The organism is Kosakonia sp. BYX6 (genome assembly GCF_038449125.1).
GTDB classification, from domain to species: Bacteria; Pseudomonadota; Gammaproteobacteria; order Enterobacterales; family Enterobacteriaceae; genus Kosakonia; species Kosakonia calanthes.
The window spans coordinates 3,454,655-3,478,871 of the sequence record NZ_CP151800.1 but is presented as its reverse complement, the minus strand read 5'-3'; the positions used below and the strand labels follow the sequence as shown (position 1 = coordinate 3,478,871).

General features: G+C 56.3%; 23 protein-coding genes. 9 read left to right on the top strand and 14 right to left on the bottom strand.

All coding sequences use genetic code 11. The features are described 5' to 3' along the window. Nucleotides 1–28: 28 nt before the first annotated feature. Nucleotides 29–1,705, bottom strand: a complete 1,677-nt coding sequence (gene ybaL, locus AAEY27_RS16365; protein WP_342321793.1) for a YbaL family putative K(+) efflux transporter — start codon at nucleotides 1,703–1,705, stop codon at nucleotides 29–31. A gap of 229 nt (nucleotides 1,706–1,934) precedes the next feature. After that, nucleotides 1,935–3,134, bottom strand: a complete 1,200-nt coding sequence (locus AAEY27_RS16360; RefSeq protein WP_342321792.1) for an MFS transporter — start codon at nucleotides 3,132–3,134, stop codon at nucleotides 1,935–1,937. A 171-nt stretch (nucleotides 3,135–3,305) separates the two neighbouring features. Between AAEY27_RS16360 and ushA the strand changes: the two genes are divergently transcribed. Then, nucleotides 3,306–4,958: a bifunctional UDP-sugar hydrolase/5'-nucleotidase UshA gene (ushA, locus tag AAEY27_RS16355; protein WP_342321790.1), complete on the top strand. Its 1,653-nt coding sequence runs from the start codon at nucleotides 3,306–3,308 to the stop codon at nucleotides 4,956–4,958. 4 nt (nucleotides 4,959–4,962) lie between these two features. On the opposite strand, the gene ybaK is transcribed toward ushA, so the two are convergent. From ybaK to AAEY27_RS16335, 4 genes are all read right to left on the bottom strand, one after another. Beyond that, nucleotides 4,963–5,442, bottom strand: a complete 480-nt coding sequence (gene ybaK / locus AAEY27_RS16350) for a Cys-tRNA(Pro)/Cys-tRNA(Cys) deacylase YbaK (protein WP_342321788.1) — start codon at nucleotides 5,440–5,442, stop codon at nucleotides 4,963–4,965. A 76-nt stretch (nucleotides 5,443–5,518) separates the two neighbouring features. Further along, a complete protein-coding gene (locus AAEY27_RS16345) occupies nucleotides 5,519–6,328 on the bottom strand; it encodes a TraB/GumN family protein (RefSeq protein WP_342321787.1) in 810 nt (269 codons plus the stop codon). Between the two features lie 85 nt (nucleotides 6,329–6,413). Beyond that, complete coding sequence (gene copA, locus AAEY27_RS16340) at nucleotides 6,414–8,912, bottom strand: copper-exporting P-type ATPase CopA (protein WP_342321786.1); 2,499 nt, start codon at nucleotides 8,910–8,912, stop codon at nucleotides 6,414–6,416. 140 nt (nucleotides 8,913–9,052) lie between these two features. Next, nucleotides 9,053–9,349, bottom strand: a complete 297-nt coding sequence (locus tag AAEY27_RS16335) for a TM2 domain-containing protein (protein ID WP_342321785.1) — start codon at nucleotides 9,347–9,349, stop codon at nucleotides 9,053–9,055. A gap of 207 nt (nucleotides 9,350–9,556) precedes the next feature. Between AAEY27_RS16335 and cueR the strand changes: the two genes are divergently transcribed. After that, the gene (cueR, locus tag AAEY27_RS16330) at nucleotides 9,557–9,967 is read left to right on the top strand and encodes a Cu(I)-responsive transcriptional regulator (protein WP_342321784.1); all 411 of its coding nucleotides are present in this window, start codon (nucleotides 9,557–9,559) and stop codon (nucleotides 9,965–9,967) included. Nucleotides 9,968–9,970: 3 nt separating this feature from the next. Here the strand turns inward: cueR and AAEY27_RS16325 are convergent, their stop codons facing one another. From AAEY27_RS16325 to tesA, 5 genes are all read right to left on the bottom strand, one after another. Next, nucleotides 9,971–10,432, bottom strand: coding sequence for an NfeD family protein (locus tag AAEY27_RS16325; protein WP_425294640.1), 462 nt, complete (start codon nucleotides 10,430–10,432; stop codon nucleotides 9,971–9,973). Beyond that, nucleotides 10,429–11,343: an SPFH domain-containing protein gene (locus AAEY27_RS16320; RefSeq protein WP_342321782.1), complete on the bottom strand. Its 915-nt coding sequence runs from the start codon at nucleotides 11,341–11,343 to the stop codon at nucleotides 10,429–10,431. The genes AAEY27_RS16325 and AAEY27_RS16320 overlap by 4 nt, the downstream gene beginning before the upstream one ends. Before the next feature lie 84 nt (nucleotides 11,344–11,427). Then, nucleotides 11,428–12,282, bottom strand: coding sequence for a co-chaperone YbbN (locus AAEY27_RS16315; protein WP_342321781.1), 855 nt, complete (start codon nucleotides 12,280–12,282; stop codon nucleotides 11,428–11,430). Nucleotides 12,283–12,341: 59 nt separating this feature from the next. Next, nucleotides 12,342–13,112, bottom strand: coding sequence for an SDR family oxidoreductase (locus AAEY27_RS16310; RefSeq protein ID WP_342321780.1), 771 nt, complete (start codon nucleotides 13,110–13,112; stop codon nucleotides 12,342–12,344). 28 nt (nucleotides 13,113–13,140) lie between these two features. Beyond that, nucleotides 13,141–13,764 carry a multifunctional acyl-CoA thioesterase I/protease I/lysophospholipase L1 gene (tesA, locus tag AAEY27_RS16305; RefSeq protein ID WP_342325609.1) on the bottom strand — a complete coding sequence of 208 codons (624 nt, stop codon included), beginning with the start codon at nucleotides 13,762–13,764 and terminating at the stop codon, nucleotides 13,141–13,143. Here tesA and ybbA point away from each other — a divergent pair. The 6 genes from ybbA to AAEY27_RS16275 all read left to right on the top strand — a co-directional run bounded on the left by ybbA (nucleotide 13,735) and on the right by AAEY27_RS16275 (nucleotide 21,113). Beyond that, nucleotides 13,735–14,421 (top strand): putative ABC transporter ATP-binding protein YbbA, encoded by a 687-nt coding sequence (ybbA, locus tag AAEY27_RS16300; RefSeq protein ID WP_342321779.1) that lies wholly within the window; start codon nucleotides 13,735–13,737, stop codon nucleotides 14,419–14,421. The genes tesA and ybbA overlap by 30 nt on opposite strands. Continuing rightward, complete coding sequence (gene ybbP / locus AAEY27_RS16295; RefSeq protein WP_342321778.1) at nucleotides 14,418–16,832, top strand: putative ABC transporter permease subunit YbbP; 2,415 nt, start codon at nucleotides 14,418–14,420, stop codon at nucleotides 16,830–16,832. The genes ybbA and ybbP overlap by 4 nt, the downstream gene beginning before the upstream one ends. 182 nt (nucleotides 16,833–17,014) lie before the next feature. Next, a complete protein-coding gene (locus AAEY27_RS16290) occupies nucleotides 17,015–18,160 on the top strand; it encodes a porin (RefSeq protein WP_342321776.1) in 1,146 nt (381 codons plus the stop codon). Between the two features lie 384 nt (nucleotides 18,161–18,544). Beyond that, nucleotides 18,545–19,381: a MetQ/NlpA family ABC transporter substrate-binding protein gene (locus AAEY27_RS16285; RefSeq protein ID WP_342321775.1), complete on the top strand. Its 837-nt coding sequence runs from the start codon at nucleotides 18,545–18,547 to the stop codon at nucleotides 19,379–19,381. 57 nt (nucleotides 19,382–19,438) lie between these two features. Continuing rightward, entirely contained in the window at nucleotides 19,439–20,461 is a 1,023-nt protein-coding gene (gene sfbB / locus AAEY27_RS16280) for a virulence-associated ABC transporter ATP-binding protein SfbB (RefSeq protein WP_342321774.1), read from the top strand. Next, nucleotides 20,454–21,113, top strand: a complete 660-nt coding sequence (locus AAEY27_RS16275; RefSeq protein ID WP_007373618.1) for a methionine ABC transporter permease — start codon at nucleotides 20,454–20,456, stop codon at nucleotides 21,111–21,113. Before sfbB ends, AAEY27_RS16275 begins: the two co-directional genes overlap by 8 nt. A gap of 103 nt (nucleotides 21,114–21,216) precedes the next feature. Here AAEY27_RS16275 and mnmH read toward each other — a convergent pair whose 3' ends face one another. Beyond that, nucleotides 21,217–22,290, bottom strand: coding sequence for a tRNA 2-selenouridine(34) synthase MnmH (gene mnmH, locus AAEY27_RS16270; protein ID WP_342321772.1), 1,074 nt, complete (start codon nucleotides 22,288–22,290; stop codon nucleotides 21,217–21,219). Between mnmH and AAEY27_RS16265 the strand changes: the two genes are divergently transcribed. After that, nucleotides 22,289–22,495 carry a hypothetical protein gene (locus AAEY27_RS16265; protein WP_342321771.1) on the top strand — a complete coding sequence of 69 codons (207 nt, stop codon included), beginning with the start codon at nucleotides 22,289–22,291 and terminating at the stop codon, nucleotides 22,493–22,495. The two genes, mnmH and AAEY27_RS16265, sit on opposite strands and share 2 nt — an antisense overlap. 58 nt (nucleotides 22,496–22,553) lie before the next feature. On the opposite strand, the gene purK is transcribed toward AAEY27_RS16265, so the two are convergent. Further along, entirely contained in the window at nucleotides 22,554–23,618 is a 1,065-nt protein-coding gene (gene purK, locus AAEY27_RS16260) for a 5-(carboxyamino)imidazole ribonucleotide synthase (RefSeq protein ID WP_342321770.1), read from the bottom strand. Next, nucleotides 23,615–24,124 carry a 5-(carboxyamino)imidazole ribonucleotide mutase gene (gene purE / locus AAEY27_RS16255; protein WP_342321769.1) on the bottom strand — a complete coding sequence of 170 codons (510 nt, stop codon included), beginning with the start codon at nucleotides 24,122–24,124 and terminating at the stop codon, nucleotides 23,615–23,617. The genes purK and purE overlap by 4 nt, the downstream gene beginning before the upstream one ends. Nucleotides 24,125–24,217: the final 93 nt, after the last annotated feature.

Below are 24,217 nucleotides of genomic sequence, written 5' to 3'. Positions count from 1 at the left end.
AAAGCAGGCGGAGCCTGCTTTGTATTTCTCACCCCGTCACCGCCTCTTCTACTGGCGGTTTCTCCAGCAGCGTCAGCATGGTATTGGCGATTTCGCGTTCGCCCATCACAACCTGATTCGCGCCGCGTTCGGTGATGTAATCCACCTCATCGTCGTAATGCGCACGGGCGATAATCTCAATATTCGGGCATTTCTCTCGGGCGGTGGCGACAATCTCCCCGGCTTCGTAGCCGTTGGGGATGGTGAGCAACAGCCAGCGGGCGCAGTCCAGATGCGCCAGATTCATAATCTCTTCATTGGCGGCATTGCCCAATACCGCGCGAATACCGCGCTCGCGCAGTTCGTCCACGCGGGTGCGCGAGGTTTCAATCACCACCAGCGGAATGCCTTGGGCCAGCAATTTTTCACCCAACAGGCTGCCGACGCGGCCAAAACCAACCAACAGGGCGTGATTGCAGATATCCACCGGAATCTGCTTCTCTTCTTCGATAGCCTCTTCCAGCGTTTGCTCTTCCAACGTCTCGGTTTTATCGAGGTATTTTTCGAGAATAGTAAACAGGATCGGGTTGAGCATAATCGACAGGATCGCCCCGGCGAGCACCAGGTTTTGCCCGGTTTGCGGCAATAACCCCAGTGACATACCCAGGCCCGCGAGGATAAAGGCGAATTCACCAATCTGCGCCAGGCTGGCGGCAATGGTCAGCGCCGTTCGCGGCGAGTGGCCGAACATCCGCACCAGCAAGAACGCCGCCAGTGATTTACCAAAGATGATGATCGCCAGCGTGCCCAGTACCGCCAGCGGTTGCTCGATAAGAATCAACGGATCGAACAGCATGCCGACGGAAACAAAGAACAGCACTGCAAACGCGTCGCGCAGCGGCAGGGTATCGTGCGCCGCGCGGTGGCTCAGTTCGGATTCGTTCAGCACCATTCCAGCGAAGAACGCGCCGAGGGCAAATGAGACATCGAACAATTCAACCGCGCCGAAGGCGATGCCGAGCGCCAGCGCCAGCACTGAAAGGGTAAACAGCTCGCGCGAACCGGTCGCGGCGCTGCGCGCCATAATCCACGGCACCAGGCGGCGGCCGACCAGCATCATAATGGCGATAAACGCCACCACTTTCCCGATGGTGATGCCCATATCGAGCGCCAACGACGCCAGCCCGACATTACCTTTTTCCAGCATCCCGGCAACCGCAGGCAGCAGCACCAGCGTCAATACCATCACCAGATCTTCAACAATCAACCAGCCGATGGCGATTTGCCCGCGCTGGCTATCAATCAGTTGCCGTTCTTCAAGCGCGCGCAACAGCACCACGGTACTGGCGGTGGAAAGACACAGCCCAAAGACGATGCCGGTCATTAGCGACCAGCCCAGCATTGCGGAGAGCGCCATACCCAGTAGCGTTGCGACGGCGATTTGCGCTATCGCTCCGGGAATGGCGATGGCCTTTACCGCCATCAAATCCTTCAAAGAGAAATGCAGCCCAACGCCAAACATCAGCAAAATCACGCCTAATTCGGCGAGTTCCGGCGCGAGCTTGGTATCCGCCACAAAACCCGGCGTAAACGGCCCGGATAACACACCTGCTAATAAGTAGCCCACCAGAGGAGAAATGCGCAGTTTGTTGGCAATCATGCCGAGGATAAAAGCGAGCACAAGCCCGCCGACAATGGTGGTGATAAGCGGTGTGGCGTGATGCATTCCGTCTCCTTTCGTTGATGCGTGGATCCTACGGTCGATGACCGGTAGCCAGGTTACAGTTTATGACAATTTCTACTATTACGTTTATGAATAATTGTTGAATTTTGAAGAAAACAACAATCTGGATGAAAATAATCCCCAACCGGGTCATCCGTAACATAAATCACGCGTTGGGGGCATTTACACAGGAGAGAGGGGCGGCCAAAGAAGGACTTTGGCCGCAAAGAAATCAATGTTCTGGGCGGTTATCGGGCAGGAATATCGTCAGAATCCCCAGTAACGGCAGGAAAGCACATATTTTATAGACCAACTCGATACTGGTGTAATCGGCAACCAGCCCCAGCACCGCCGCACCAAGGCCGCCCATGCCAAACGCGAACCCGAAAAACAGCCCGGAAACCATGCCGATACGTCCAGGTAACAGCTCCTGGGCATAGACCAAAATGGCGGAAAACGCCGAGGCGAGCACGAAACCAATAATTACGGTCAATATTCCCGTCCAGAACAGGCTAGCGTAGGGTAAAACCAGCGTAAAAGGCGCAACGCCGAGGATAGAACCCCAAATCACATATTTGCGCCCAATTTTATCGCCCAACGGCCCGCCGATGACCGTGCCAGCCGCCACCGCGAACAGAAAGATAAACAGGTGCATCTGCGCGCTTTGTACCGATAAAGCGAATTTTTGCATCAGATAAAAAGTGAAATAACTGCTGATGCTCGCCATATAAAAGTATTTGGAAAAAATCAGCACCAGCAGGACGCATACCGCTAACACCACTTTGTTGCGTGGTAACGGGTTGATGATGGCCAGCGGTTTTTTCCCTTTATTTACCCGGTGCTGCGCGGCGTACCAGCGGCTAACTTGTAGCAGCACAATGATCGCCAGCAGGGCGGCGAGCACAAACCAGGCAACGTTACCTTTGCCGTAGGGCGCGATGATCACCGCCGCCAGCAGCGGGCCAAGGGACGAGCCGAAATTACCGCCAACCTGGAAGATAGATTGTGCCAGCCCGTGACGTCCGCCAGAGGCCATCCGCGCCACGCGCGACGATTCTGGATGAAACACCGACGAACCGGTGCCGACCAGCGCTGCGGCAATCAACACCGTGGCAAAGCTTCCCGCCATGGCCAGCAGCACCAATCCGCAGAGCGTAAAACACATGCCGATGGGCAGCGACCACGGCATCGGATGTTTGTCCGTCCAGTAGCCAACAACCGGCTGAAACAGCGACGAGGCGATTTGAAAGGTGAGGGTGATCATGCCTATCTGCACAAACGACAAGGAAAAATCGGCCTGCAACAGCGGATAAATCGCCAGCAGGAGCGATTGGATCATATCGTTAAGCAGGTGTGAGAGGCTGATTGCGCCAAGAATACCAAACGATGTGCGCGCGACAGGCGATGTCTGCGTTGTTTCACTGATTGCCATAAATACCACGTTTATTGTTAGACGACTTTAGAGTAGTGAGGATAGTAATAGTTACCTGGCTAACATACCGTTGTTGAATGTTTGAAGGAAGTTACAAGGGCCAGAACTTATTTGTCTATTATTGTTTAGCGCTGTACTTTCGCTTTTTACTAATGGGTCAGGGAGAGAAGCATGAGCTTGTTAAAGAAGAGCATTACGCTGGGCCTGCTGGCGGCGATGGGGTTGGTCAGCCTTCAGGTGCAGGCGTACGAGCAGGATAAAACCTATAACATCACCATCCTGCATACCAACGATCATCACGGCCATTTCTGGCGCAGTGACTATGGCGAATATGGCCTGTCGGCACAAAAAACGCTGGTGGACGGTATTCGCAAAGAAGTGGCCGCAGAAGGCGGCAGCGTGCTGTTGCTGTCCGGCGGTGACATCAATACCGGCGTGCCGGAATCTGATTTGCAGGATGCGGAACCGGATTTTCGCGGCATGAACCTAATTGGTTACGACGCGATGGCGGTCGGCAACCATGAATTCGACAACCCCCTCACGGTGCTGCGTCAGCAGGAAAAATGGGCGAAATTCCCATTTTTATCCGCCAACATTTATCAAAAAAGCACCGGCGAGCGCCTGTTTAAACCGTGGATGATCTTCAATCGCCAGGGGCTGAAAGTCGCCGTCATCGGTTTGACCACCGACGATACCGCCAAAATCGGCAACCCGGAGTTTTTCACCGATATCGAATTTCGCAAACCGGCAGAAGAAGCGAAGCTGGTGATTGAAGAACTCAATCAAAACGAAAAACCGGATGTGATTATCGCCACTACTCATATGGGCCATTACGACAATGGCGAACACGGTTCAAACGCGCCGGGCGATGTGGAAATGGCGCGCAGCCTGCCAAAAGGTGCGCTGGCGATGATTGTGGGTGGTCACTCACAAGATCCTGTTTGCATGGCGTCCGAGAACAAAAAGCAGGTGGATTACGTGCCGGGCACACCGTGCGCGCCGGATCAGCAAAATGGCATCTGGATTGTGCAGGCGCATGAGTGGGGCAAATATGTTGGCCGTGCGGATTTCCAGTTCCGTAACGGCGAGATGAAGCTGGTGCGCTATCAGCTTATCCCGGTCAACCTGAAGAAAAAGGTCACCTACGATAACGGCAAAAGTGAGCGCGTACTCTACACGCCAGAAATTACCGAAAACGCGCAGATGCTCTCCCTGCTGACGCCGTTCCAGAACCGAGGCAAAGCGCAGTTAGAGGTGAAAATCGGCAACACCAACGGCCACCTTGAAGGCGATCGCAGCAAAGTGCGCTTTGTGCAAACCAACCTCGCGCGGGTGATTCTTGCCGCGCAAATGGCGCGCACCGGTGCCGATCTGGCGGTAATGAGCGGTGGAGGCGTACGCGACTCTATCGAAGAAGGGGACATTACGTATAAAGATGTGCTGAAAGTGCAGCCGTTTGGCAACACGGTGGTGTATGCCGATCTTACCGGTAAAGCGCTGACGGAATATCTGACCGCCGTTGCGCAGATGAAGCCCGATTCCGGCGCTTACCCGCAGTTCGCCAATGTCAGTTTTGTCGCCAAAGGCGGCAAGCTGAATGAGGTGAAAATCAAAGGTGAACCGATTGATGAGGCGAAAACCTATCGCCTGGCGACGCTAAGCTTTAATGCCACCGGCGGCGATGGCTATCCGCGTCTCGATGATAAGGCCGGCTATGTGAACACCGGCTTTATTGACGCAGAAGTGCTGAAAGAGTTCATCCAGAAAAATTCACCGCTGGATGTGAATACTTACGAACCGAAAGGTGAGGTGAGCTGGCAGTAAGCCTTCAATCGCGGCGGGCGATGTCGGCAAATTTCGCGTCCAGCATTTTTGCCAGATCGCTCGCCGCCAGTTCAATATCCAGCCCGCGCTTGCCGCCGGAAACATAGATTGAGGCAAACGTCTGTGCCGGCGCATCAATTAACGTCGGCAGGCGTTTTTTCTGCCCCAGCGGGCTGATGCCACCCACCAAATAGCCCGTCGTGCGCTGCGCGACCATCGGGTCAGCCATATCGACCTTTTTCGCACCGAGCGCTTTGGCGACCTTTTTCAGATCTAACTGCCCGGCGACCGGCGTCACCGCGACGGCCAGATGCTTCATGTCGCCATTAATGGCAACCAGTAGCGTTTTATAAACCTGATCGGCATTCAGCCCCAGTTTACGCACCACTTCATCACCAAAATTGGTTTCATTTGGGTCGTGATCGTAGGTGTGCACCTGAAATGTGATGTTGTTTTTTTCGAGTAATTTCACGGCGGGAGTCATAACAATCCTTCTAACCAAAGAGATCTCACGCGGCTAGCATACGCCTTTGCAGACTCGGCAAAATAGTACCATCTTGCTAATCGGCCATTTTGTGGCGCAGCAACGAGGGTAAATTGCCGTCGCCATACAGATGTAATGCGCCAGCGGCTACCACATAACGCCCCGGCGGCAGCGCGAATAAGCGCTCACACCACGCCTGATTACGCTGATGCATCAGCACATCATGCAGCGGCTGGCTAAATGTGGACGGTAGCGTCAGATGATCTTCGCCGGGCGGGTTTTCCAGCCACCAGCTCATCATCACCTGCAGCAGTCGGGCATTTTCATGCCAGTGCGTTAAGGTGTCCTGCAGCAACTCGTTACCCTCATCCGGCAATTGACGCAGAATATCCAGTTGGCTGGTGGTGCCTTCCAGCTCCAACACATCAACATGGAACCGCTGCGCCGCCTGTAACAATTGATAGTCGATGCCATATTCAGGACGTAACCCCAGGCGCTGGGCTTGGGTGGCTTGTAACACCAGCGCGATGTGCCAGGCGGGGCGTTGTTCGAACTCTTCGCGGGTGAGCGACAGGGTTTGCAGGGTTTGATCCAGTTCGTGAAGCAGTTCGGGGCTAAGCCGATGTTCTAACGGCTCGGCGAGGGGAAGGTTGTCGAAGGGGGAGTCTGAACCGGCGATATCCGCCTCAACAATCAAGGCATCGGCGTCGCGTACCTTTTGCAGCAGTGCGCCCGGTAGCGGCGCCATACCGTACGTGCCCATATGGATGCTGCCGACCAGATGAAGCTGCCGGTTACCGGGCAACATAATATCCAGCGCGGGCCACCGATAGTGGCGCACACGTAGCGCGTAAAAAAAGGTTTTCAATCGTTGAAACAGGCTCATACGCGCTTCCTGAGAAGAAAAAACTCATGCTAACGCGCATGGCTGGCAGGTGCAAACCCCGCCGAAGAAACGGCGGGGGGAAGGGTTAGTCGCGGGGCGTGAAACGCAGTAAGCGGTTGGCGTTACTTACCACGGTGATCGAAGAGAGCGCCATCGCCGCGCCAGCTACCACCGGGTTGAGCAGCGTGCCGGTAAGCGGCCAGAGAATACCCGCCGCGATCGGAATGCCTAACGCGTTATAAACAAACGCGCCCAGCAGGTTTTGTTTCATATTGCGCAGTGTTGCTTTGGCAATCGCCAGCGCATCGGCCACGCCCAACAGGCTATGGCGCATCAGCGTGATGGCGGCGGTTTCAATCGCCACATCGCTGCCACCGCCCATCGCAATACCCACATCTGCTTGCGCCAGCGCCGGGGCATCGTTAATCCCGTCGCCGACCATCGCCACCTGGCGACCTTGCTGTTGCAGATTTTTAATCACCTCAGCTTTGCCGTCCGGCAGAACCCCGGCAATCACTTCATCGATACCGGCTTCTTTGGCAATCGCATTGGCGGTGGTCGGGTTATCGCCAGTCAGCATCACCAGGCGGTAGCCCGCGCGGTGCAGGCGTTGCAGCGCCTCGACGCTATCTTCACGTAGCGGATCGCGAACAGCGAACAGCGCCAGCGCCTTGCCCTCCACCGCCAGCAGCACAGGTGTGGCGCCACGGCTGGCCTGCACGGCGATTTCATCATCCAGCATCTGCGTATCGACCTGCTGTTCCGCCAGCAATACCTGATTGCCGAGCAGCACGCTGCGCCCGTCAATCTCACCGCTGACGCCCAGCCCACGCAAGGTGCGGAACTGATTTACCGTTGGCAGCGCGTCGTTGCCGGCTTTTTCCAGAATCGCCCGCGCCAGCGGATGGCTGGAACCTTGCTCCAGCGCCGCCGCCAGACGCAGTGCTGCACTTTCGTCGCCATCCAGCGCAGTAACGCTCACCACTTCCGGTTTGCCAAGCGTCAGCGTGCCGGTTTTATCAAACACAATCGTATCCAGCGTGCTGGCGCGTTGCAGCGCATCGGCATCCCGCACCAATACGCCGAATTCCGCAGCGCGACCGACGCCGGAAATAATCGACATCGGCGTGGCGAGACCCAGCGCACAAGGACAGGCGATAATCAGCACGGTGGTAGCGATGACCAGCGTATAGACGATTTGCGGTGCCGGGCCGAAGAAGAACCAGATTGCCCCGCTCAGCAACGCAATGGCGACGACTACTGGTACAAACACGGCTGAAATCCGGTCAGCCAGCTGGCCGATTTCCGGTTTGCTGCTTTGCGCCTGGCGCACCATGCGGATAATGCGCGACAGCGTGGTATGGCTGCCTACCGCGCTGGCGGTAAACAGCACGCTGCCGTCCTGCACCACCGTCCCGGCGTGAATAGTGTCACCGGCGCTTTTTTCCTGCGGCACTGGTTCGCCGGTCAGCATGGCTTCATCAAACCAGCCTTCGCCCTGGCTGATCTCTCCGTCTACCGGCACGCGATCGCCGGTGGTCAGACGCAGCGTCATGCCCGGCTGCACCTCGGCGAGCGGCACGCTTTTTTCGCCATCTTCAGAGACCACGCGCGCCGTCGGCGGGGTTAAATCGAGCAAACGTTCCAGCGCCTTTGATGAACGCTGGCGGGCGCGGGCTTCCAGCATATGGCCGAGGTTAATCAGGCCAATAATCATCGCGCTGGCTTCGTAATAAAGATGGCGGGCTTCCATTGGGAACCATTGTGGCCAGATGTTAACGCTCATTGAATAGAGCCAGGCGGCGCCGGTACCGAGTGCGACCAGTGTGTCCATGGTGGCACTGGCGTTGCGCAGGCTTTTCCATGCGCTGGAGTAGAAATGACCACCGGCAACGATCATTACCGCCAGGGTGATAAGGCCGATAAACAGCCACAGTGAACGGTTGGTTTCGGTGACCATCATATTGTCGCCGATCATCCCCCAAAGCATGATCGGCACGCCGACCAGCAGCGCGACAATGGCCTGCCAGCGAAAACGTTTCATGGTGGCAAGCGCGGTTTCCTGCTGGCGCTCGCGCCGTTCGGTGTCATCTTCGATGGCTTCAGCGCCGTAACCCGCCTGTTCAACGGCGCTGACTAATTCTGCGGCGGGCGCACTGCCCATCACCAGCGCGGTGCGCTCCGCCAGGTTAACCCGTGCCTGCGTGACGCCGGGCACCGCCTGTAAGGCTTTTTGTACCCGGGAGACACAACTGGCGCAGCTCATGCCGTTGATCAACAGCTGTTGGCTGTCATCAAGGTCGCTGGCTGCCGGAAGCTCAGGGGAGGCCGCTGTCAGTGCTTCCGACGGGAGTGATGACTCTGCCAGCGGTTTAGTCTTTGGGTGGCTTACGCTCGCACCGTACCCGGCTTCTTCAACGGTGGCGATTAATGCCTCGGCGCTTGCGCTGCCCGTGACTTCCGCACGTTCGAGGGTGACATCTGCCTGTTCTACGTCCGGACGTTTTTCCAGACTCTCTTTAACACGTTTAACGCAATGGCCGCAGGTGAGGCCATCAAGGTTGAGCGCTATGGTATGAGACATACGTGATCTCCTTGTGGGTGACGCTTGAAGTAACTGTGATAAAGCTTAAACCTTCCCTCAAGGGGAAGGTCAAGGTTTTGTCTTATTAAAATAAAAACCCCCACATTATGCGGGGGTTGGCAGCTTTCGCTGAGAAATACTTAACCGTATTTACGGGCAAATTCCTGATCGGAATTGCACAGATAAATAATAAATTCGATAAACGCAATAAGCGCCGGAATACAGGTCCAGAAAAACAGGAGATAAAGGATCCCTTGGATCGGTTTTCCTAAATAAAATTTATGCGCGCCGAAGCCACCTAAAAAGAATGCGAACAACGCAGCTGAAATGCGGCTTTTCTTGCCTGCCGTGTTCTGCGGCGCGCCACAGCTTGGGCAAGCGATAGCTTCTTTATGTATTTCCTTTCCGCAACCACGGCAAAACGCCATATCACTCATAAGAACTCCTGTGTGTAAGTTATTGTCATTCTTCGAAAAAAAACGCCGACATGTTATAGCGAAGCGGCGAGGGCCGTAAATAAAAAAACCTATCATCGGCGGGTATCTATTTGCCGCGTGACATATTGATAACTTATATTGATTGCCTGGCTTGAGGGCAGGTTTCACTCTCTATAATCTGTGCAACGCAGCAGTGAAGAGGACGTTATGAATATCAGCGATGTGGCAAAAAAGACCGGTTTAACCAGCAAAGCGATTCGATTTTATGAAGAGAAAGGCCTGGTAACGCCGCCGCTGCGCAGTGAAAACGGTTATCGCAGTTACAACCAGCAGCATCTGAATGAATTAACGCTGCTGCGCCAGGCGCGGCTGGTGGGGTTTAACCTCGATGAATGCGGCGAATTGGTGACGCTGTTTAACGATCCAGCTCGCCATAGCGCGGATGTGAAAGCGCGCACCTTGCAAAAAGTGGCGGAGATAGAACGCCACATCAGCGAATTGCAACAGATGAAAGCGCAATTGCTCACGCTGGCGGATTCTTGCCCCGGCGATGACAGCGCCGATTGCCCGATTATCGACAACCTTTCCGGCTGCTGCCACCACCACGCGAAAAGCTAAACGTTATTCGCTCACGGCTTTAATGCGCAATGTGATGCCTTCCACGGAAATCACTTCAACGCGCGTACCTGCCGCGAGATCCTCGTCGGCGCTGACCGGCCAGGAACTGTCGCCCACGCGCATATGCCCGCGACCATTGACCAGTGCGTTATCGAGTTGAAAACGGCGTCCAACTAGCTGTTGACCGCGCATATTGAGCGCGGCGTCGGCGGGTTTTTGCTGTTTCACCCGGTGCGACAACCACTGCCACCACAGCCAGGCGGCGAGCAGGGTCAGCACGGCAAACAGCACGCCTTGCCATTCCCAGCTAAACGGAATGGCCCACGCCAGCAAGCCGGTCACTACGGCCGCAATTCCGCTCCACAGTAAATAGCCGTTGCCGCCGAGCATTTCAGCGGCGAGCAATAACCCGCCAAGCGTCAGCCAGGCAAGGTAAGTGTGTTCAAACAGTAGCGCGGCTATCATTTTTTACGCTCGTTGGCACTGTCTTTCACCAACTCGGCAATACCCCCGATCGCACCCATCAGGCTGCTGGCATCCAGCGGCATCATCACCACTTTACTGTTATTGGCTGAGCCGATTTGTTGCAGCGCTTCGGTGTATTTCTGCGCCACGAAGTAGTTCACCGCCTGAATATCCCCGGCGGCAATGGCTTCAGAAACCATCTGCGTTGCGCGGGCTTCCGCTTCCGCCGAACGCTCACGGGCTTCCGCTTGCAAGAACGCCGACTGACGCTCGCCTTCCGCTTTCAGGATCTGCGACTGTTTTTCCCCCTCGGCTTTGAGGATCTCAGCCTGGCGTACCCCTTCGGCTTCAAGAATATAAGCACGTTTGGTTCGTTCGGCTTTCATCTGCGCGTTCATCGAGGCGATCAATTCCGCCGGTGGGCGCACATCGCGGATCTCAATACGGGTGACTTTTATCCCCCAGGGGTTGGTGGCTTCATCGACGATATGCAGCAGACGAGTGTTAATGCTGTCGCGTTGGGAGAGCATTTCGTCCAGTTCCATCGAACCGAGCACGGTACGAATATTGGTCATCGTCAGGTTAATGATCGCCAGCTCCAGATTGCTGACTTCATACGCGGCTCTCGGCGCGTCGATCACCTGAATAAAGCACACCGCGTCGATAGTGACGTTGGCGTTGTCTTTGGAAATAACTTCCTGGGAAGGGATATCGAGAACTTGTTCCATCATGTTGATCTTACGACCAACACGATCCATAAACGGCACCACCAGGCTGAGGCCCGGTTGCAGTGTTCGGGTAAAACGGCCGAAGCGTTCCACCGTCCACTGGAAGCCCTGCGGCACGATTTTTACGCCAGAGATAACTACAACCAGCGCGACAAAGATAAGAACCAGAATGACGATTGGCATCAAAAAAACCTCCTGTTTAATTTGTTGCCATCTTAGCCCGATTTGGCGATCAAAACAGCGTGATCGCCAAATTTAGCAGGGGGATTAGTAAAGCAGGGAGTAAAGCTGACGGCGGTATTTGGAAGCCAGTACATCGCCGGTGCCGAGAGCGGCGAGGATCTCTTGCAGCATTTTGCGCGCTTCGCCGTTGGCGGCGGAAAGATCTTTGCGCAGATGGCTGAACAACAGTTCCAGCGCTTCTTCATTGCGCCCGACCTGGTGTAATTGCAGCGCCAGTTGCGTTGCCAGCAGCGCGTCTTGCGGATTTTCGGCAACCTGTTTTTGCAGTTGCTGGATTTCCGGCGTGTCGGCGGCTTTTTTCAGTAGCTCAATCTGTGCGACCAGCCCCTGGTAGCGGGTGTCCTGATCCTGCAACGGCACGGTTTTCAGCACGGTTTCGGCTTCATCGGCGCGGTTTAAGACAATCAGCGTTTCCGCCAGCAGCAGGCCGATTTCGCTGTTTTGCTGCGACAGTTGCCAGGCGTCTTTCAGCAGCGGCAGCGCGTCGGTATGCTTGCCCTCCTGCATCAATTCCATCGCCTGCTGCGCTTTCAGTTCTTCTTCGCGCGGCAGCACTTTATCCAGCAGTGCGCGAATCGCTTCTTCCGGCTGTGGTCCCTGGAAACCGTCAACCGGTTGACCATTCTGGAATAAGTAAACGGTTGGAATTGCGCGCAGACCAAACTGTGAAGCGACCATCTGCTCGGCGTCGCAATCCACTTTTGCCAGAATAAACTGCCCGTTGTACTGCGCGGCCAGGGTTTCCAGTACCGGCGTCAGTTGCAGGCAGTGTTGGCTGCGCTCTGACCAGAAATAAAACAGCACCGGCGTGGCAACGGATTGCTCAAGCACCTGCTGTAGGTTCGCTTCGGTAATATTGACAATATTCTGTACGGACATGTGGAATTCTCTATTTTTACTGTTTAGGACTAGATGGGGACAGGCGCTGCGCCTTCAACTCACCCGTGCAAAATTTTATCCATCAAACGCGCGGGCAGCAGCCGTTTTAACAGGCCGACAACCCTGGTCACCAGCGTGACCGGATAGCGCAATTTTGGATGGTTACTCTCGAAAGCATGGCGCACTTTGGCGACCACTGCCTCTGGACCGAGCGTAAAACGTGCAGCAATGCCGGGATTTTTCACCGGATTATCGCTTTCCATTTGATTAACGTTCTCGGTAAAACGCGTGCGAATCGGGCCGGGTTCAATCAAGCTCACCTTGATCCCGCTATGGCGCAACTCCATGCGCAGCGCGTCAGACCAGGCTTCCAGTGCGTATTTGCTGGCGGCGTAAGCCCCACGTCCTGGCGAAGAGATCAACCCCATGATCGAAGATGTCATCACAATGCGCCCTTCACCCTGCGGCAACATGGCGGGCAGCAAACGTAAAGTCAGTTGATGCGTGCCGAAAAAATTGCTCGAAAACTGCCGCTCCAGTTGTTCCCGGTTGATGGTGCTAAGTGGGCCATAAAGCCCATACCCGGCGTTATTAAAAAGGCCGTACAGGCGATTGCCGGTCAGCGCGATCACTTCATCAGCCGCGCGATCCACGCTCGCCGCGTCGTCAAGATCGAGCACAATGCCGGTAAAACCTTCCCGATTCATGCGTTCAACATCGTCTTTTTTGCGGCAGGCGGCCAGCACGCGAAAACCTTGCCGCTGCAGTTCATAAGCGCTTTCCAAACCAATACCGCTGGAACATCCTGTAATTAAGACCGTTTTTTGCATAACTTTACCTGGAGGCGCGCCTGAACATTCAGGAGTCGTGATTAACTAAAGGAGCCAGTCGCGTTGCCATCCAGTCGGCAATAAACGGCTGGGCATCGCGATTGGGGTGAATACCATCATCTTGCATCCACTGCGGTTTCAGATAGACCTCCTCCATAAAAAATGGCAGCAGAGGAACATCCAACTCTTTGGCAAGCTTGGGATAAATGGCGCTAAACGCTTCATTATAGCGACGGCCATAATTTGCGGGCAGCCGAATTTGCATCAGCAGGGGTTCAGCATTGGCGGCTTTTACCGCCTTTATTACCTGGCGCAAGGTTTGTTCAGTTTGTTGCGGTGCAAAACCGCGCAGACCGTCGTTGCCGCCCAGTTCTACCAGCACCCAGCGCGGCTGGTGCTCTTTTAGCAGCGCGGGCAAACGCGAAAGCCCCTGCTGCGAGGTGTCGCCGCTGATACTGGCGTTCACCACCGACGGCTGTTGCTGCCACTTATTATTGAGCAGCGCAGGCCAGGCGGCATTCGCCGCCATGCGGTACCCGGCGCTCAGGCTGTCGCCGAGAATCAATAACGTGTCCGCCGCCGCGGCGCGAAAGGTCAACAAAAGCAAAAACAGGAAGGGCAAATGCCAGCGGAAAACATTGTTGAAGTTCATCATCTTAAGAAGTCCGTCGGTCAGGGGGAGCATGAGCTTTCCATCCTTACCGGAGTTGAGCTTGTTGTCAAACCAGCCGAGACCATCGCGCTGATTGGCGAATCCGGCTCTGGCAAGTCAACCTTGCTGGCGATCCTCGCCGGGTTAGATGACGGCAGCAGCGGGGAAGTGAACCTGCTCGGCAAGCCACTGCATGCGATGGATGAAGAGGCGCGTGCGCAATTACGCGCGCAGAATATCGGTTTTGTCTTTCAATCCTTTATGTTGATTCCCACCTTGAACGCGCTGGAAAACGTTGAGCTTCCGGCGCTTTTGCGTGGTGAAAACGGCGGTGAAAGCCGCAACAGCGCGAAAGCCCTGCTTGAAGAACTGGGGTTGGGTAAACGTCTCGATCATTTACCCGCCCAGCTTTCGGGCGGTGAACAGCAGCGTGTGGCGCTGGCCCGCGCGTTTAACGGCCGCCCGGCAATACTGTTTGCCGATGAACCGACCGGTAATCTCGACAGGCAAACCGGCGACAAAATTGCCGATCTGCTGTTTTCCATGAACCAACACTATGGCACCACGCTGCTGCTGGTCACTCACGACCCGCAACTGGCCGCGCGTTGCGACAGGCGTTTGCGTCTGGTCAATGGTGAACTGCGGGAGGAAGCATGATTGCCCGTTGGTTCTGGCGCGAGTGGCGATCGCCCTCGCTGCTGATTGTCTGGATGGCGCTGAGCCTGGCGGTCGCTTGCGTGCTGGCGCTCGGCAATATCAGCGATCGCATGGAAAAAGGGCTTAGCCAGCAGAGCCGGGAATTTATGGCCGGTGACCGGGCGCTGCGCAGTTCGCGCGAGGTTCCGCAAGCCTGGCTTGATGAGGCGCGAAAAACCGGCCTTAAGGTCAGCGAGCAGATCAGTTTTAACACCATGACCTTCGCGGGTGACACGCCGCAGTTGGCGAATGTGAAAGCCGTGGATGATGTCTACCCGATGTACGGCGATCTGCAAACCAGCCCGACCGGGCTAAAACCGCAGGTTGGCACGGTGTTGCTGGCGCCGCGCTTAATGGCGCTGCTGAATTTGAAAACCGGGGATACGATTGATGTTGGCGACGCCACGCTGCGCATCGCGGGGGAAGTGGTTCAGGAGCCAGATTCCGGTTTTAACCCCTTCCAGATGGCCCCGCGTTTGTTGATGAACACGGCGGACGTGGCGAAAACCGGCGCGGTGCAACCGGGCAGCCGCGTCACCTGGCGGGTGAAATTTGGCGGTACAGCCGAGCAACTCGACGCTTATGAAAAATGGTTGTTGCCGCAGCTAAAACCGGAACATCGCTGGTACGGGCTGGAGCAGGACGAAGGGGCGCTCGGCAAATCCCTGCAACGTTCGCAGCAATTCCTGCTGTTGTCGGCGCTATTAACGTTGCTGCTGGCGGTTGCCGCCGTGGCGGTCGCGATGGGGCATTATTGCCGTAGCCGTTACGATCTGGTGGCGATTCTCAAAACCCTTGGCGCCGGACGGGCGCAGCTGCGCAAGTTGATTGTCGGCCAGTGGTTGATGGTACTGGCGTTGGCGGTGGTGACGGGCGGCGTGTTAGGGCTGGCGTTTGAAAAGGTATTAATGGTGCTGCTCAAACCGGTGCTACCTGCCGCCTTGCCACCCGCCAGTGGGTGGCCGTGGATTTGGGCGGTCGGCGCGATGGTGGTGATTTCACTGTTGGTGGGACTGCGTCCGTACCGTTTGTTGCTGGCTACACAGCCGCTGCGTGTGCTGCGCCGCGATGCGGTGGCCAACGTCTGGCCGCTGAAATTTTATATCCCGCTGATTTGCGTGGTCACCGTCTTGCTGCTGGCCTGGTTGATGGGCGGCAGCATGCTGTTGTGGGCAGTGTTGGCGGGCGCGGTGGTACTGGCGTTTCTCTGCGGTGTGGTCGGCTGGCTGCTGCTTAATGTGCTGAAACGGCTGACGCTGAAAGCGCTGCCGCTGCGCCTGGCGGTGAACCGCCTGTTGCGCCAGCCGTGGTCGACCCTCAGCCAGCTCTCCGCGTTTTCGCTCTCGTTTATGTTGTTAGCGATGTTGCTGGTGTTGCGCGGCGATCTGTTGGATCGCTGGCAGCAGCAATTGCCGCCGGAAAGCCCGAACTACTTCCTGATTAATATCGCGCCGGAACAGGTCGCGCCGCTGAAAGCGTTTCTCTCTGAACACCAGGTGATCCCGGAATCCTTCTACCCGATTGTACGGGCAAGGATGACGCAGATTAACGGCCAGTCGACGGAGGGCAACCCGGATGAGGCGTTGAACCGTGAATTGAACCTGACCTGGCAACAACAGCGCCCGGATCACAACCCGATCACCGCCGGAAGCTGGCCGCCAAAAGCCGGCGAAGTTTCCGTTGACGAGGGGCTGGCGGAGCGTCTTGGGCTGAAGCTTGGCGACACCGTGAGTTTTATGGGCGATACCCAGGAGTTCAGCGCCAAAATCACCAGCCTGCGCAAAGTGGATTGGGAAAGCTTGCGGCCGAACTTCTTCTTTATTTTCCCGTCAGGTGCGCTCGACGGCCAGCCGCAAAGTTGGCTCACCAGCTTCCGCTGGCAGAATGGCAACGGCATGTTGACGCAGCTTAACCGCGAATTCCCGACCATTAGCCTGCTCGATATTGGCGCGATTTTAAAACAGGTCGGCCAGGTGCTGGAGCAGGTGAGCCGGGCGCTGGAAGTGATGGTGGTGCTGGTGACTGCCTGTGGCGTACTGCTGCTTTTGGCGCAGGTGCAGGTCGGCATGCGCCAACGTCATCAGGAGCTGGTGGTTTACCGCACGCTCGGCGCGGGTAAACGGCTGTTGCGCACCACATTATGGTGTGAATTTGCCCTGCTGGGATTTGTCTCCGGCCTGGTGGCGGCGATCGGCGCGGAAACCGCGCTGGCGGTGCTGCAAACCCGCGTGTTTGATTTCCCATGGCAAGCGGACTGGCGGCTGTGGATCACCTTGCCGCTGTGCGGCGCGCTGCTGCTCTCCCTGTGCGGCGGCTGGTTAGGCACCCGTCTATTAAAAGGTAAAGCGCTGTTTCGCCAGTTTAGTGGTTAATCCTGTCTCAAATGACACACCGGTAATTCCACCGGTGTGTTTCTATTTCAACGTGTAAACATTTGCCTGGTAAATGTTTCCCAGCACAAAACATTAAAAAAACCCCACCAAATGGAGGCTTATAACGGATATTATTCGACAGCTAATAATGAATTAGCTGTGTCTATCCCCAAGGAAAAACCATGAAAATAAAAACAAGCGCCCTGGCGACAGCCATTGGCGCAGCAGTGGCATTGGCGTCTTTCGCTGCACAAGCAGAAATCACCGTTCTGAAGCAGGATCCGCAGGCGGGCGATCCGCTGAGCCGCCTGAACTTCACCGTCGGTGGTTCTATCCGTCCGCAGTTCAACAACTTCACCGGTGATGGCGATAAAGGCTCTTACAAACGTAATGGCTTTGATGGCGGCACCCGTTTCCGTTTCGCGGCGGATTACTACCTGTTTGATGACATTAGCTGGGTCAGCTACTACGAGCTGGGCGTGGACATCCCGAAACTGTTCGACTGGGATAACCACCACGCTGACACCGCGACCAACACGACGCGCCGTATGCTGTACACCGGTCTGAAAAGTAAGACCTGGGGTACGCTGACCTTCGGTCAACAAAACAGCGTTTACTATGATGTGGTCGGCGCGAAAACCGATATCTGGGACTACGATATGTTAGCCCAGGCGCCGGGTAACGGTATTAAAGGCGATTACGACGGTTCTTATCGTTCACGCAAGATGCTGAAATATAAGAAAACTGTCGGCGATGCGGATCTTTACGCAGCGTATCTGTTCAACGATGATTCTTACCTGGCAACCGACGGCAACCGTTACAAACGTAAAGGCGGCGGTTCACTCGGCCTGGATTATCACCTGACCAATACGTTGACCTGGGGCGCGGCGTGGAACTATACCCGTGCGGATATGCGTCAACCGTCCACCGGCGACAGCAAAACCTATGATCAAACCATCCTCGGTACCGCGTTGAGCTGGACGCCGGACAACTGGACTTTCTCCGTTGGCGGCGGCTGGTATCAGAACTACATGCTGACCAAGAAAAAAGACGTGCATGACTACTTCGCGGGCGATGCGTGGGGTGTTGAATACTATGCCGGTTACAAATTCCCGATTGCTCAGTACGCGGTTAAATACATCCAACCGTACTTTATGGGTGACCGCCTGGAATTCGCCAACGGCCGCAACTACCAGCGTATCGATAACGGCGTAGGTGTCACCTTCCAGCTGGATTACGGTTTCCGCGTTGATTACGAACACGTATTCACCTCCAGCACCGACAACCTGGGCGATATGAACCTGGTGCGTCTGCGTTACGATTTCTAATCAGCAACGCGGCTAAACGCCCGGTGGCGCTTCGCTTACCGGGCCTACAAAGCTAGCAACCGGTAGGCCGGATAAGGCGTGAGCCGCCATCCAGCGTATCGGCAAGGGTTAAGCACAAATCCACCCATGCTTAGCAATAAAAAGCATAACGAATCGACCAAACCCCCGTTGCGGGCAGGGCTTTTCGTTATGCTTCATCGCGTTACACGCATAAGATCTTCCCGCCATTCAGTGACATAGTTCACAGCAAGTTGAATTTTTTTCAATTACCGCTGCGCTGCGTTTGTGCCATCTTATTCCCCAGCCTTATTTATCAGGTGACAATTGAACGTGCCGCACTGCACGGCGCGTCACACAGCACACCAACTTCATTAGGGAGATTTTATGGGACGTCGTCTCAGCTTACGCGCGGCCTTCGGCGCGCTGCTTCTGGTTTGTGGTTTACCGTTCGCGCACGCCAGCAGCGATCCGCACACCATCATTTTCGGCGTTGCACCTGGCCCTTACGGCGACATGGTGAAACAGGCCATTGCGCCGTCGCTAAAAGAGAAAGGCTACAAAGTTGTGGTGCGCGAATTCAGCGATTACGTGCAGCCAAACATGGCGCTGGCGAACGGTAGCATCGATGCCAACCTGTTCCAGCACAGCCTCTATTTCGATAAATTCACCGCCGACAAAGGCCTGAAATTAACCAAACTGCTCTCGGTTCCCACGGCGGGAATGGGTTTTTATTCCCATAAAATCAAAAGCCTTGATGAGCTGAAAAAGGGCGACATTGTGACGCTCTCCAATGATCCGACCAACCTGGCGCGCGGGCTGCGTTTCCTGCAATCGCTGAACCTCATCACCATCAAAGATTCCATCGATCCGACCAAAGCCTCCGAGCGTGATATCGCCAGCAACCCGAAAGGGCTGGTGTTTAAGCCGCTGGAAGCCGCGCAATTGCCGCGCACGTTGGATGGCGTTACCGCCGCGCTGGTTAACGGCAACTTTGCCATTGCCGCCGGTATGGATCTCAACAGCGCGCTCAAACAAGAGCACCTGGATGAGAATCTAAAAAATATCATCGCCGTACGTACCGAAGATGCAGATAAGCCGTTCGCCAAAGATATTGTCGACGTGGTGAAATCGCCCGCTTATCGCGCGGTGATCGACGATCCAAAAAACGTATTTACCGCTTTCCAGAAACCAGACTGGATGCAGAGCGCGGATAAGCAGTAATAATCCGGCTGATTTAACAGGCAGGCTGCGGCCTGCCTTTTGCCGTTTGAGGTTTGCATGATTGAAATAGAAAACGTGTGCGTGGATTTTCCCGCCGGTCGCGGCAGCAGTAACGCGACCCGCGCGGTAGAAGATGTTTCGTTACGCATTGCCGCCGGGGAGATTTTCGGCATTGTCGGCACCAGCGGTGCGGGCAAAAGCACGCTGCTGCGCACGCTGAATGCGCTGCAACGCCCAAGCCAGGGCAGCGTCAACATCAACGGCGTGGCGATATCCGCGCTGGAAGGCGTTACGCTGCGCCAGGCTCGCCAGCGTATTGGTATGATTTTTCAGCACTTTAATTTGATGCACACCCGCACCGTGGCGCAAAACGTCGCTTTCAGCCTGAAAGCCGCCGGTTGGGAACGCAGCAAAATCGCGCCGCGCGTGGCGGAGATCCTGGCGTTAGTCGGCTTAAGCGATAAAGCGAACCGCTACCCGGTGCAGCTCAGCGGCGGCCAAAAACAACGCGTCGGTATTGCGCGCGCCATCGCCAATCATCCGGATGTGTTGCTGTGCGACGAACCGACATCTGCACTGGATCTGGAAACATCCGCCACCATTCTCGCGCTGTTAAAACAGATCAACGAGCAGATGGGCATCACCATTGTGCTGATCACACACGAGATGAATGTGATCAAATCGATCTGCGATCGGGTGGCGGTGATGTCCGCCGGCAAAGTGGTGGAAGAGGGCGCAGTATTTGATGTTTTTGCCCATCCGCAGCATGCGTTTACGCAGCAACTGGTGTCGCATACCCTCAACCTGACGTTGCCGGATCGCTTGCAGCAGCATTTGCCGGGCCAGTTGTTGAAGGTGCTGTTTATTGGCGATTCCGCCGAACAACCGGTGCTCTCTGACGCGGCGGTGAAATTTGGCGTGGCGGTGAATATTCTGCACGGCAAAATCGAGTACATCGGCGAGCGGGCGCTGGGGATCCTGGTGGTGCAACTGACCGCCGCAGATAACCCTGCGGCGGTGAGCGACGCCGTGGACTATATTCGCAACCGGACCGCGCAGGTGGAGGTGATCCGTGGATGATTTATTGGCTGACCTGAGCCTGGCGTTTGGCGAAACATTCCAGATGCTCAGCATCTCAACGGTGCTGGCGATTGTCGGCGGCTTACCGCTGGGTTTTCTGATTTTCGTTACCGATAGACACCTGTTCTGGCAAAACCGCGCGGTTTACCTGATTAGCTCGGTGCTGGTGAACATCATTCGTTCCGTGCCGTTCGTGATTCTGCTGGTGCTGTTGTTGCCGCTGACGCAGTGGCTGCTGGGCAATACCATCGGGCCGATTGCCGCGTCGGTGCCGTTATCTGTCGCCGCAATTGCTTTCTACGCCCGGCTGGTGGATAGCGCGCTGCGCGAAGTGGATAAAGGGATTATTGAAGCGGCGGAAGCCTTTGGTGCCAGCCCGTTACGCATTATTTGTACGGTGCTGTTGCCGGAAGCCAGCGCGGGTCTGCTGCGCGGGTTGACCATTACGCTGGTGAGCCTGATCGGTTATTCGGCAATGGCCGGGATTGTGGGCGGCGGCGGGGTCGGTGACCTGGCGATTCGCTACGGTTATTACCGTTATGAAACGCAGGTGATGATCGTAACGGTGGTGGCGCTGATTGTGCTGGTGCAGGTGGTGCAGATGTTGGGCGACTGGCTGGCGAAACGCGCCGATAAACGCGACCGGCATTGATGTCTTGTGGGCTGATGTTTGCCGGATGGCGCTAAACGCTTATCCGGTCTACGGATTACCCACCCCAATGTAGGCCGGATAAGGCGCAGCCGCCATCCGGCGATTACAACGCCGCCAACCATGCGGATACGTCCTCGAACGTGCCGCGAAAACGAATGGCTGGCGCGCGTTTCTCAAGCTGGTAGCGATACATCGGATCGTAATACTCCTCCAACAACGGTGCGAGCCAGGCGAAATGCGCTTCACTCTTGCCGCTGCGCTGTTGCTCGCTTAAGGCGGATTCCAGCCGCACACTGAGCTGCTCGAAGCGCTGTAACCCCAGCCTGCGGCGAATCGCAAACAGCCCGTGGCGCAGATACTCGGCGTAAGCGCGCCAGCCGGTTTCTTCGCCATCGCGTTCGATGTACGCCCGCAACGTCTGCACAAAATACTCCTCGCGCAAGCGTTCAAGGCGTCGCGCAAACGGTTCATCCACCACTACCAGCGGCGATTGCGCCATCCGCTCACGCACAATGTCGGGCAAATGATTGGCGCCGATCGCGTGCCCTTCATCTTCCAACAGCCAAAAATCCGGGGTGATTTTCAGCAGCGCCGCCGCCAGATGATTTTCAAAACTGGCCTGTGAACGCTGCGGCTGCACTGTGCGGCCAAACGACGACCCTCGATGGCGGGCAAGCCCTTCCAAATCAATCCCATTTGTTTGTGCGCGAACCAGCAACGTTTTGCCGCTGCCGGTACAGCCGCCAACCAGTAGCAGCGGGCGCTGTATGCGCTGGTGGGTCGCCTCAATGGCGGCCTGGCGCAGCGCTTTATAACCGCCGACCACCAGGGGGTAATCCACCTGCCGCTCGCGCAACCACTGCTGTGCAATATGCGAACGCTGGCCGCCGCGCGCACAACAAAGATACCCCTGCGGATGTTGCGCACAGGCTTGCAGCCACGCCTCGATTCGCTGTTCGCGTAATTCACCGTTTACTAATTGGTGGCCGAGTCGCAATGCAGCTTGCGCGCCTTCGCGTTTGTAACACGTGCCTACCGCCGCGCGTTCGCTGTCGTTCATTAACGGCAGGTTGAGGGCGGAGGGCATCGCGCCCTTCGCGAATTCAACCGGCGCGCGTACATCAATAAGGGGGATGTCATCCCGCAGGATGGCAAGATAATCCGTGGCGTTGTTCATGTGGCGTCCTCTGCAAAAGCGGGTACAGATTTTACGCCCGCAAAAGGGGAGAACAAAGGTGCGTTTTGCCGACGGCTCTGAGGGGATTTCGCCGGATGGCGGCGATGCCTTATCCGGCCTACGAACGAACGCTGGTTTTGTGAATGGTGGTGCGGTTTTGCCGGATGGCGGCTGCGCCTTATCCGGCCTACGGGACAAACGCTGATTTGGCTTTGGGCTCGGTTTTGTAGGCCCGGTAAGCGAAGCGCCACCGGGCATAGCGGCTACAACTTCGATTGCGCCCAGGCGATGCCGCTGGCGTACTCCGGCGGCAGCAGCGGAACTAATGCTTCCAGCGTCGCCCTCAGGCGTGCGTTATCGTCATCATTCAGGTTCAGATGGCCGACTTTGCGCCCCGCACGCACGTCTTTGTCGTACCAGTGCAGATGCACCAGCGGCAACTTCAGCCAGTTGTAGTTTAAATCGGTACCAATCAGGTTGATCATCACCGACGGGCTGTTGACCACCGGTTGCGGCAGCGGCAAATCCACTACCGCGCGCAGATGCAGCTCAAACTGGCTGATCGACGCGCCGTTTTGCGTCCAGTGCCCGCTGTTATGCACGCGCGGCGCCAGTTCGTTAATCAGCAGCCCGGCCGGGGTGATGAAACACTCCATCGCCATCACGCCCACATAATTCAACTCGTGCATGATCGCCGACAGCATCGTTTCCGCCTGCTTCTGCTGTTGTGCATTCGGCAGCGGGAACACCACGCTGGCGCGCAGAATGCCATCCTGATGCAGGTTGTGGGTCAGCGGATAAAACACGGTGCTGCCGTCGTGGGCGCGTGCGCCGACCAGAGAAACTTCGCCTGAGAAATTGATGCCTTGCTCGACGATACATTCGCCGTAGCACTCATCCGGTAGCTGATCGGTATCGGCGGTGCGCAAACGCCACTGCCCGCGACCATCGTAGCCGCCGACGCGGCGCTTCACGATGGCGAGATCGCCAAGGCGGGAAAATACCGCCGGCCATTCGCTTTTATCCGCCAGCAACTGCCACGGCGCGGTGGCTAATTCCAGCTTATCGAACAGCTGTTTTTGCGTCAGACGATCGGCGATCACCGGGAACACATCGCGGTTAACAAACGCCGGATGGCGCGCCAGTTCGCGGGTTAATGCCGTTTCCGGCCAGCGTTCAATTTCTGCGGTGATCACACTCTGCTGAAAGGGCACCGCTTCTGGCGCTTCATCCAGCCCTACCGGCCAAACTGCGATGCTCAGCGGCTCACCGGCCTGGCGCAGCATGCGGCCAAGCTGACCGTTGCCTAATACACAAACTTGTTTCATGCCGCACCCCGTGGGTCCGGGTTATCCAGCACATCATCGGTCTGCGCTTTGCGCCAGTTCGCCAGGCGCTGATGCAGCGCGGCATCGTGCTGGGCGAGGATTTGCGCGGCCAGCAGCGCCGCGTTTGCCGCGCCCGCTTTGCCAATCGCCAGCGTACCGACCGGAATACCGCGCGGCATTTGCACAATGGAATAAAGACTGTCGACACCGCTTAATGCGGCGCTTTGTACCGGCACACCCAGCACTGGTACCAGCGTTTTGGCGGCAATCATGCCCGGCAGATGCGCCGCGCCGCCGGCACCGGCAATAATCACCTGAAAACCCTTTTGCTCAGCGCTTTCGGCGAAGCTAAAAAGTTTGTCCGGAGTGCGGTGTGCGGAGACGATTTCAACATGGTGCGGGACATTCAGGGTATCGAGGATTTCTGCGGCGAATTGCATGGTGGCCCAATCGCTTTTCGAGCCCATAACAATGGCGATGCGCGCCGGTTGGTTGCTTGAAGACATGCGTCTCAAAACTCCTGTGGGTGTGCTTCAGACTACGTAAGAGGGCACAGAGAATAGCACGGAATACCGGCAAGGAAAACGGTTGCGTAGCGA

Bases quoted from the DNA above. Each gene is read 5' to 3' on its own strand.
- ybaL (WP_342321793.1), bottom strand. From the start codon at position 1,705: ATGCATCACGCCACACCGCTTATCACCACCATTGTCGGCGGGCTTGTG.
- AAEY27_RS16360 (WP_342321792.1), bottom strand. From the start codon at position 3,134: ATGGCAATCAGTGAAACAACGCAGACATCGCCTGTCGCGCGCACATCG.
- ushA (WP_342321790.1), top strand. From the start codon at position 3,306: ATGAGCTTGTTAAAGAAGAGCATTACGCTGGGCCTGCTGGCGGCGATG.
- ybaK (WP_342321788.1), bottom strand. From the start codon at position 5,442: ATGACTCCCGCCGTGAAATTACTCGAAAAAAACAACATCACATTTCAG.
- AAEY27_RS16345 (WP_342321787.1), bottom strand. From the start codon at position 6,328: ATGAGCCTGTTTCAACGATTGAAAACCTTTTTTTACGCGCTACGTGTG.
- copA (WP_342321786.1), bottom strand. From the start codon at position 8,912: ATGTCTCATACCATAGCGCTCAACCTTGATGGCCTCACCTGCGGCCAT.
- AAEY27_RS16335 (WP_342321785.1), bottom strand. From the start codon at position 9,349: ATGAGTGATATGGCGTTTTGCCGTGGTTGCGGAAAGGAAATACATAAA.
- cueR (WP_342321784.1), top strand. From the start codon at position 9,557: ATGAATATCAGCGATGTGGCAAAAAAGACCGGTTTAACCAGCAAAGCG.
- AAEY27_RS16325 (WP_425294640.1), bottom strand. From the start codon at position 10,432: ATGATAGCCGCGCTACTGTTTGAACACACTTACCTTGCCTGGCTGACG.
- AAEY27_RS16320 (WP_342321782.1), bottom strand. From the start codon at position 11,343: ATGCCAATCGTCATTCTGGTTCTTATCTTTGTCGCGCTGGTTGTAGTT.
- AAEY27_RS16315 (WP_342321781.1), bottom strand. From the start codon at position 12,282: ATGTCCGTACAGAATATTGTCAATATTACCGAAGCGAACCTACAGCAG.
- AAEY27_RS16310 (WP_342321780.1), bottom strand. From the start codon at position 13,112: ATGCAAAAAACGGTCTTAATTACAGGATGTTCCAGCGGTATTGGTTTG.
- ybbA (WP_342321779.1), top strand. From the start codon at position 13,735: ATGCCAGCGGAAAACATTGTTGAAGTTCATCATCTTAAGAAGTCCGTC.
- tesA (WP_342325609.1), bottom strand. From the start codon at position 13,764: ATGAACTTCAACAATGTTTTCCGCTGGCATTTGCCCTTCCTGTTTTTG.
- ybbP (WP_342321778.1), top strand. From the start codon at position 14,418: ATGATTGCCCGTTGGTTCTGGCGCGAGTGGCGATCGCCCTCGCTGCTG.
- AAEY27_RS16290 (WP_342321776.1), top strand. From the start codon at position 17,015: ATGAAAATAAAAACAAGCGCCCTGGCGACAGCCATTGGCGCAGCAGTG.
- AAEY27_RS16285 (WP_342321775.1), top strand. From the start codon at position 18,545: ATGGGACGTCGTCTCAGCTTACGCGCGGCCTTCGGCGCGCTGCTTCTG.
- sfbB (WP_342321774.1), top strand. From the start codon at position 19,439: ATGATTGAAATAGAAAACGTGTGCGTGGATTTTCCCGCCGGTCGCGGC.
- AAEY27_RS16265 (WP_342321771.1), top strand. From the start codon at position 22,289: ATGTGGCGTCCTCTGCAAAAGCGGGTACAGATTTTACGCCCGCAAAAG.
- mnmH (WP_342321772.1), bottom strand. From the start codon at position 22,290: ATGAACAACGCCACGGATTATCTTGCCATCCTGCGGGATGACATCCCC.
- purK (WP_342321770.1), bottom strand. From the start codon at position 23,618: ATGAAACAAGTTTGTGTATTAGGCAACGGTCAGCTTGGCCGCATGCTG.
- purE (WP_342321769.1), bottom strand. From the start codon at position 24,124: ATGTCTTCAAGCAACCAACCGGCGCGCATCGCCATTGTTATGGGCTCG.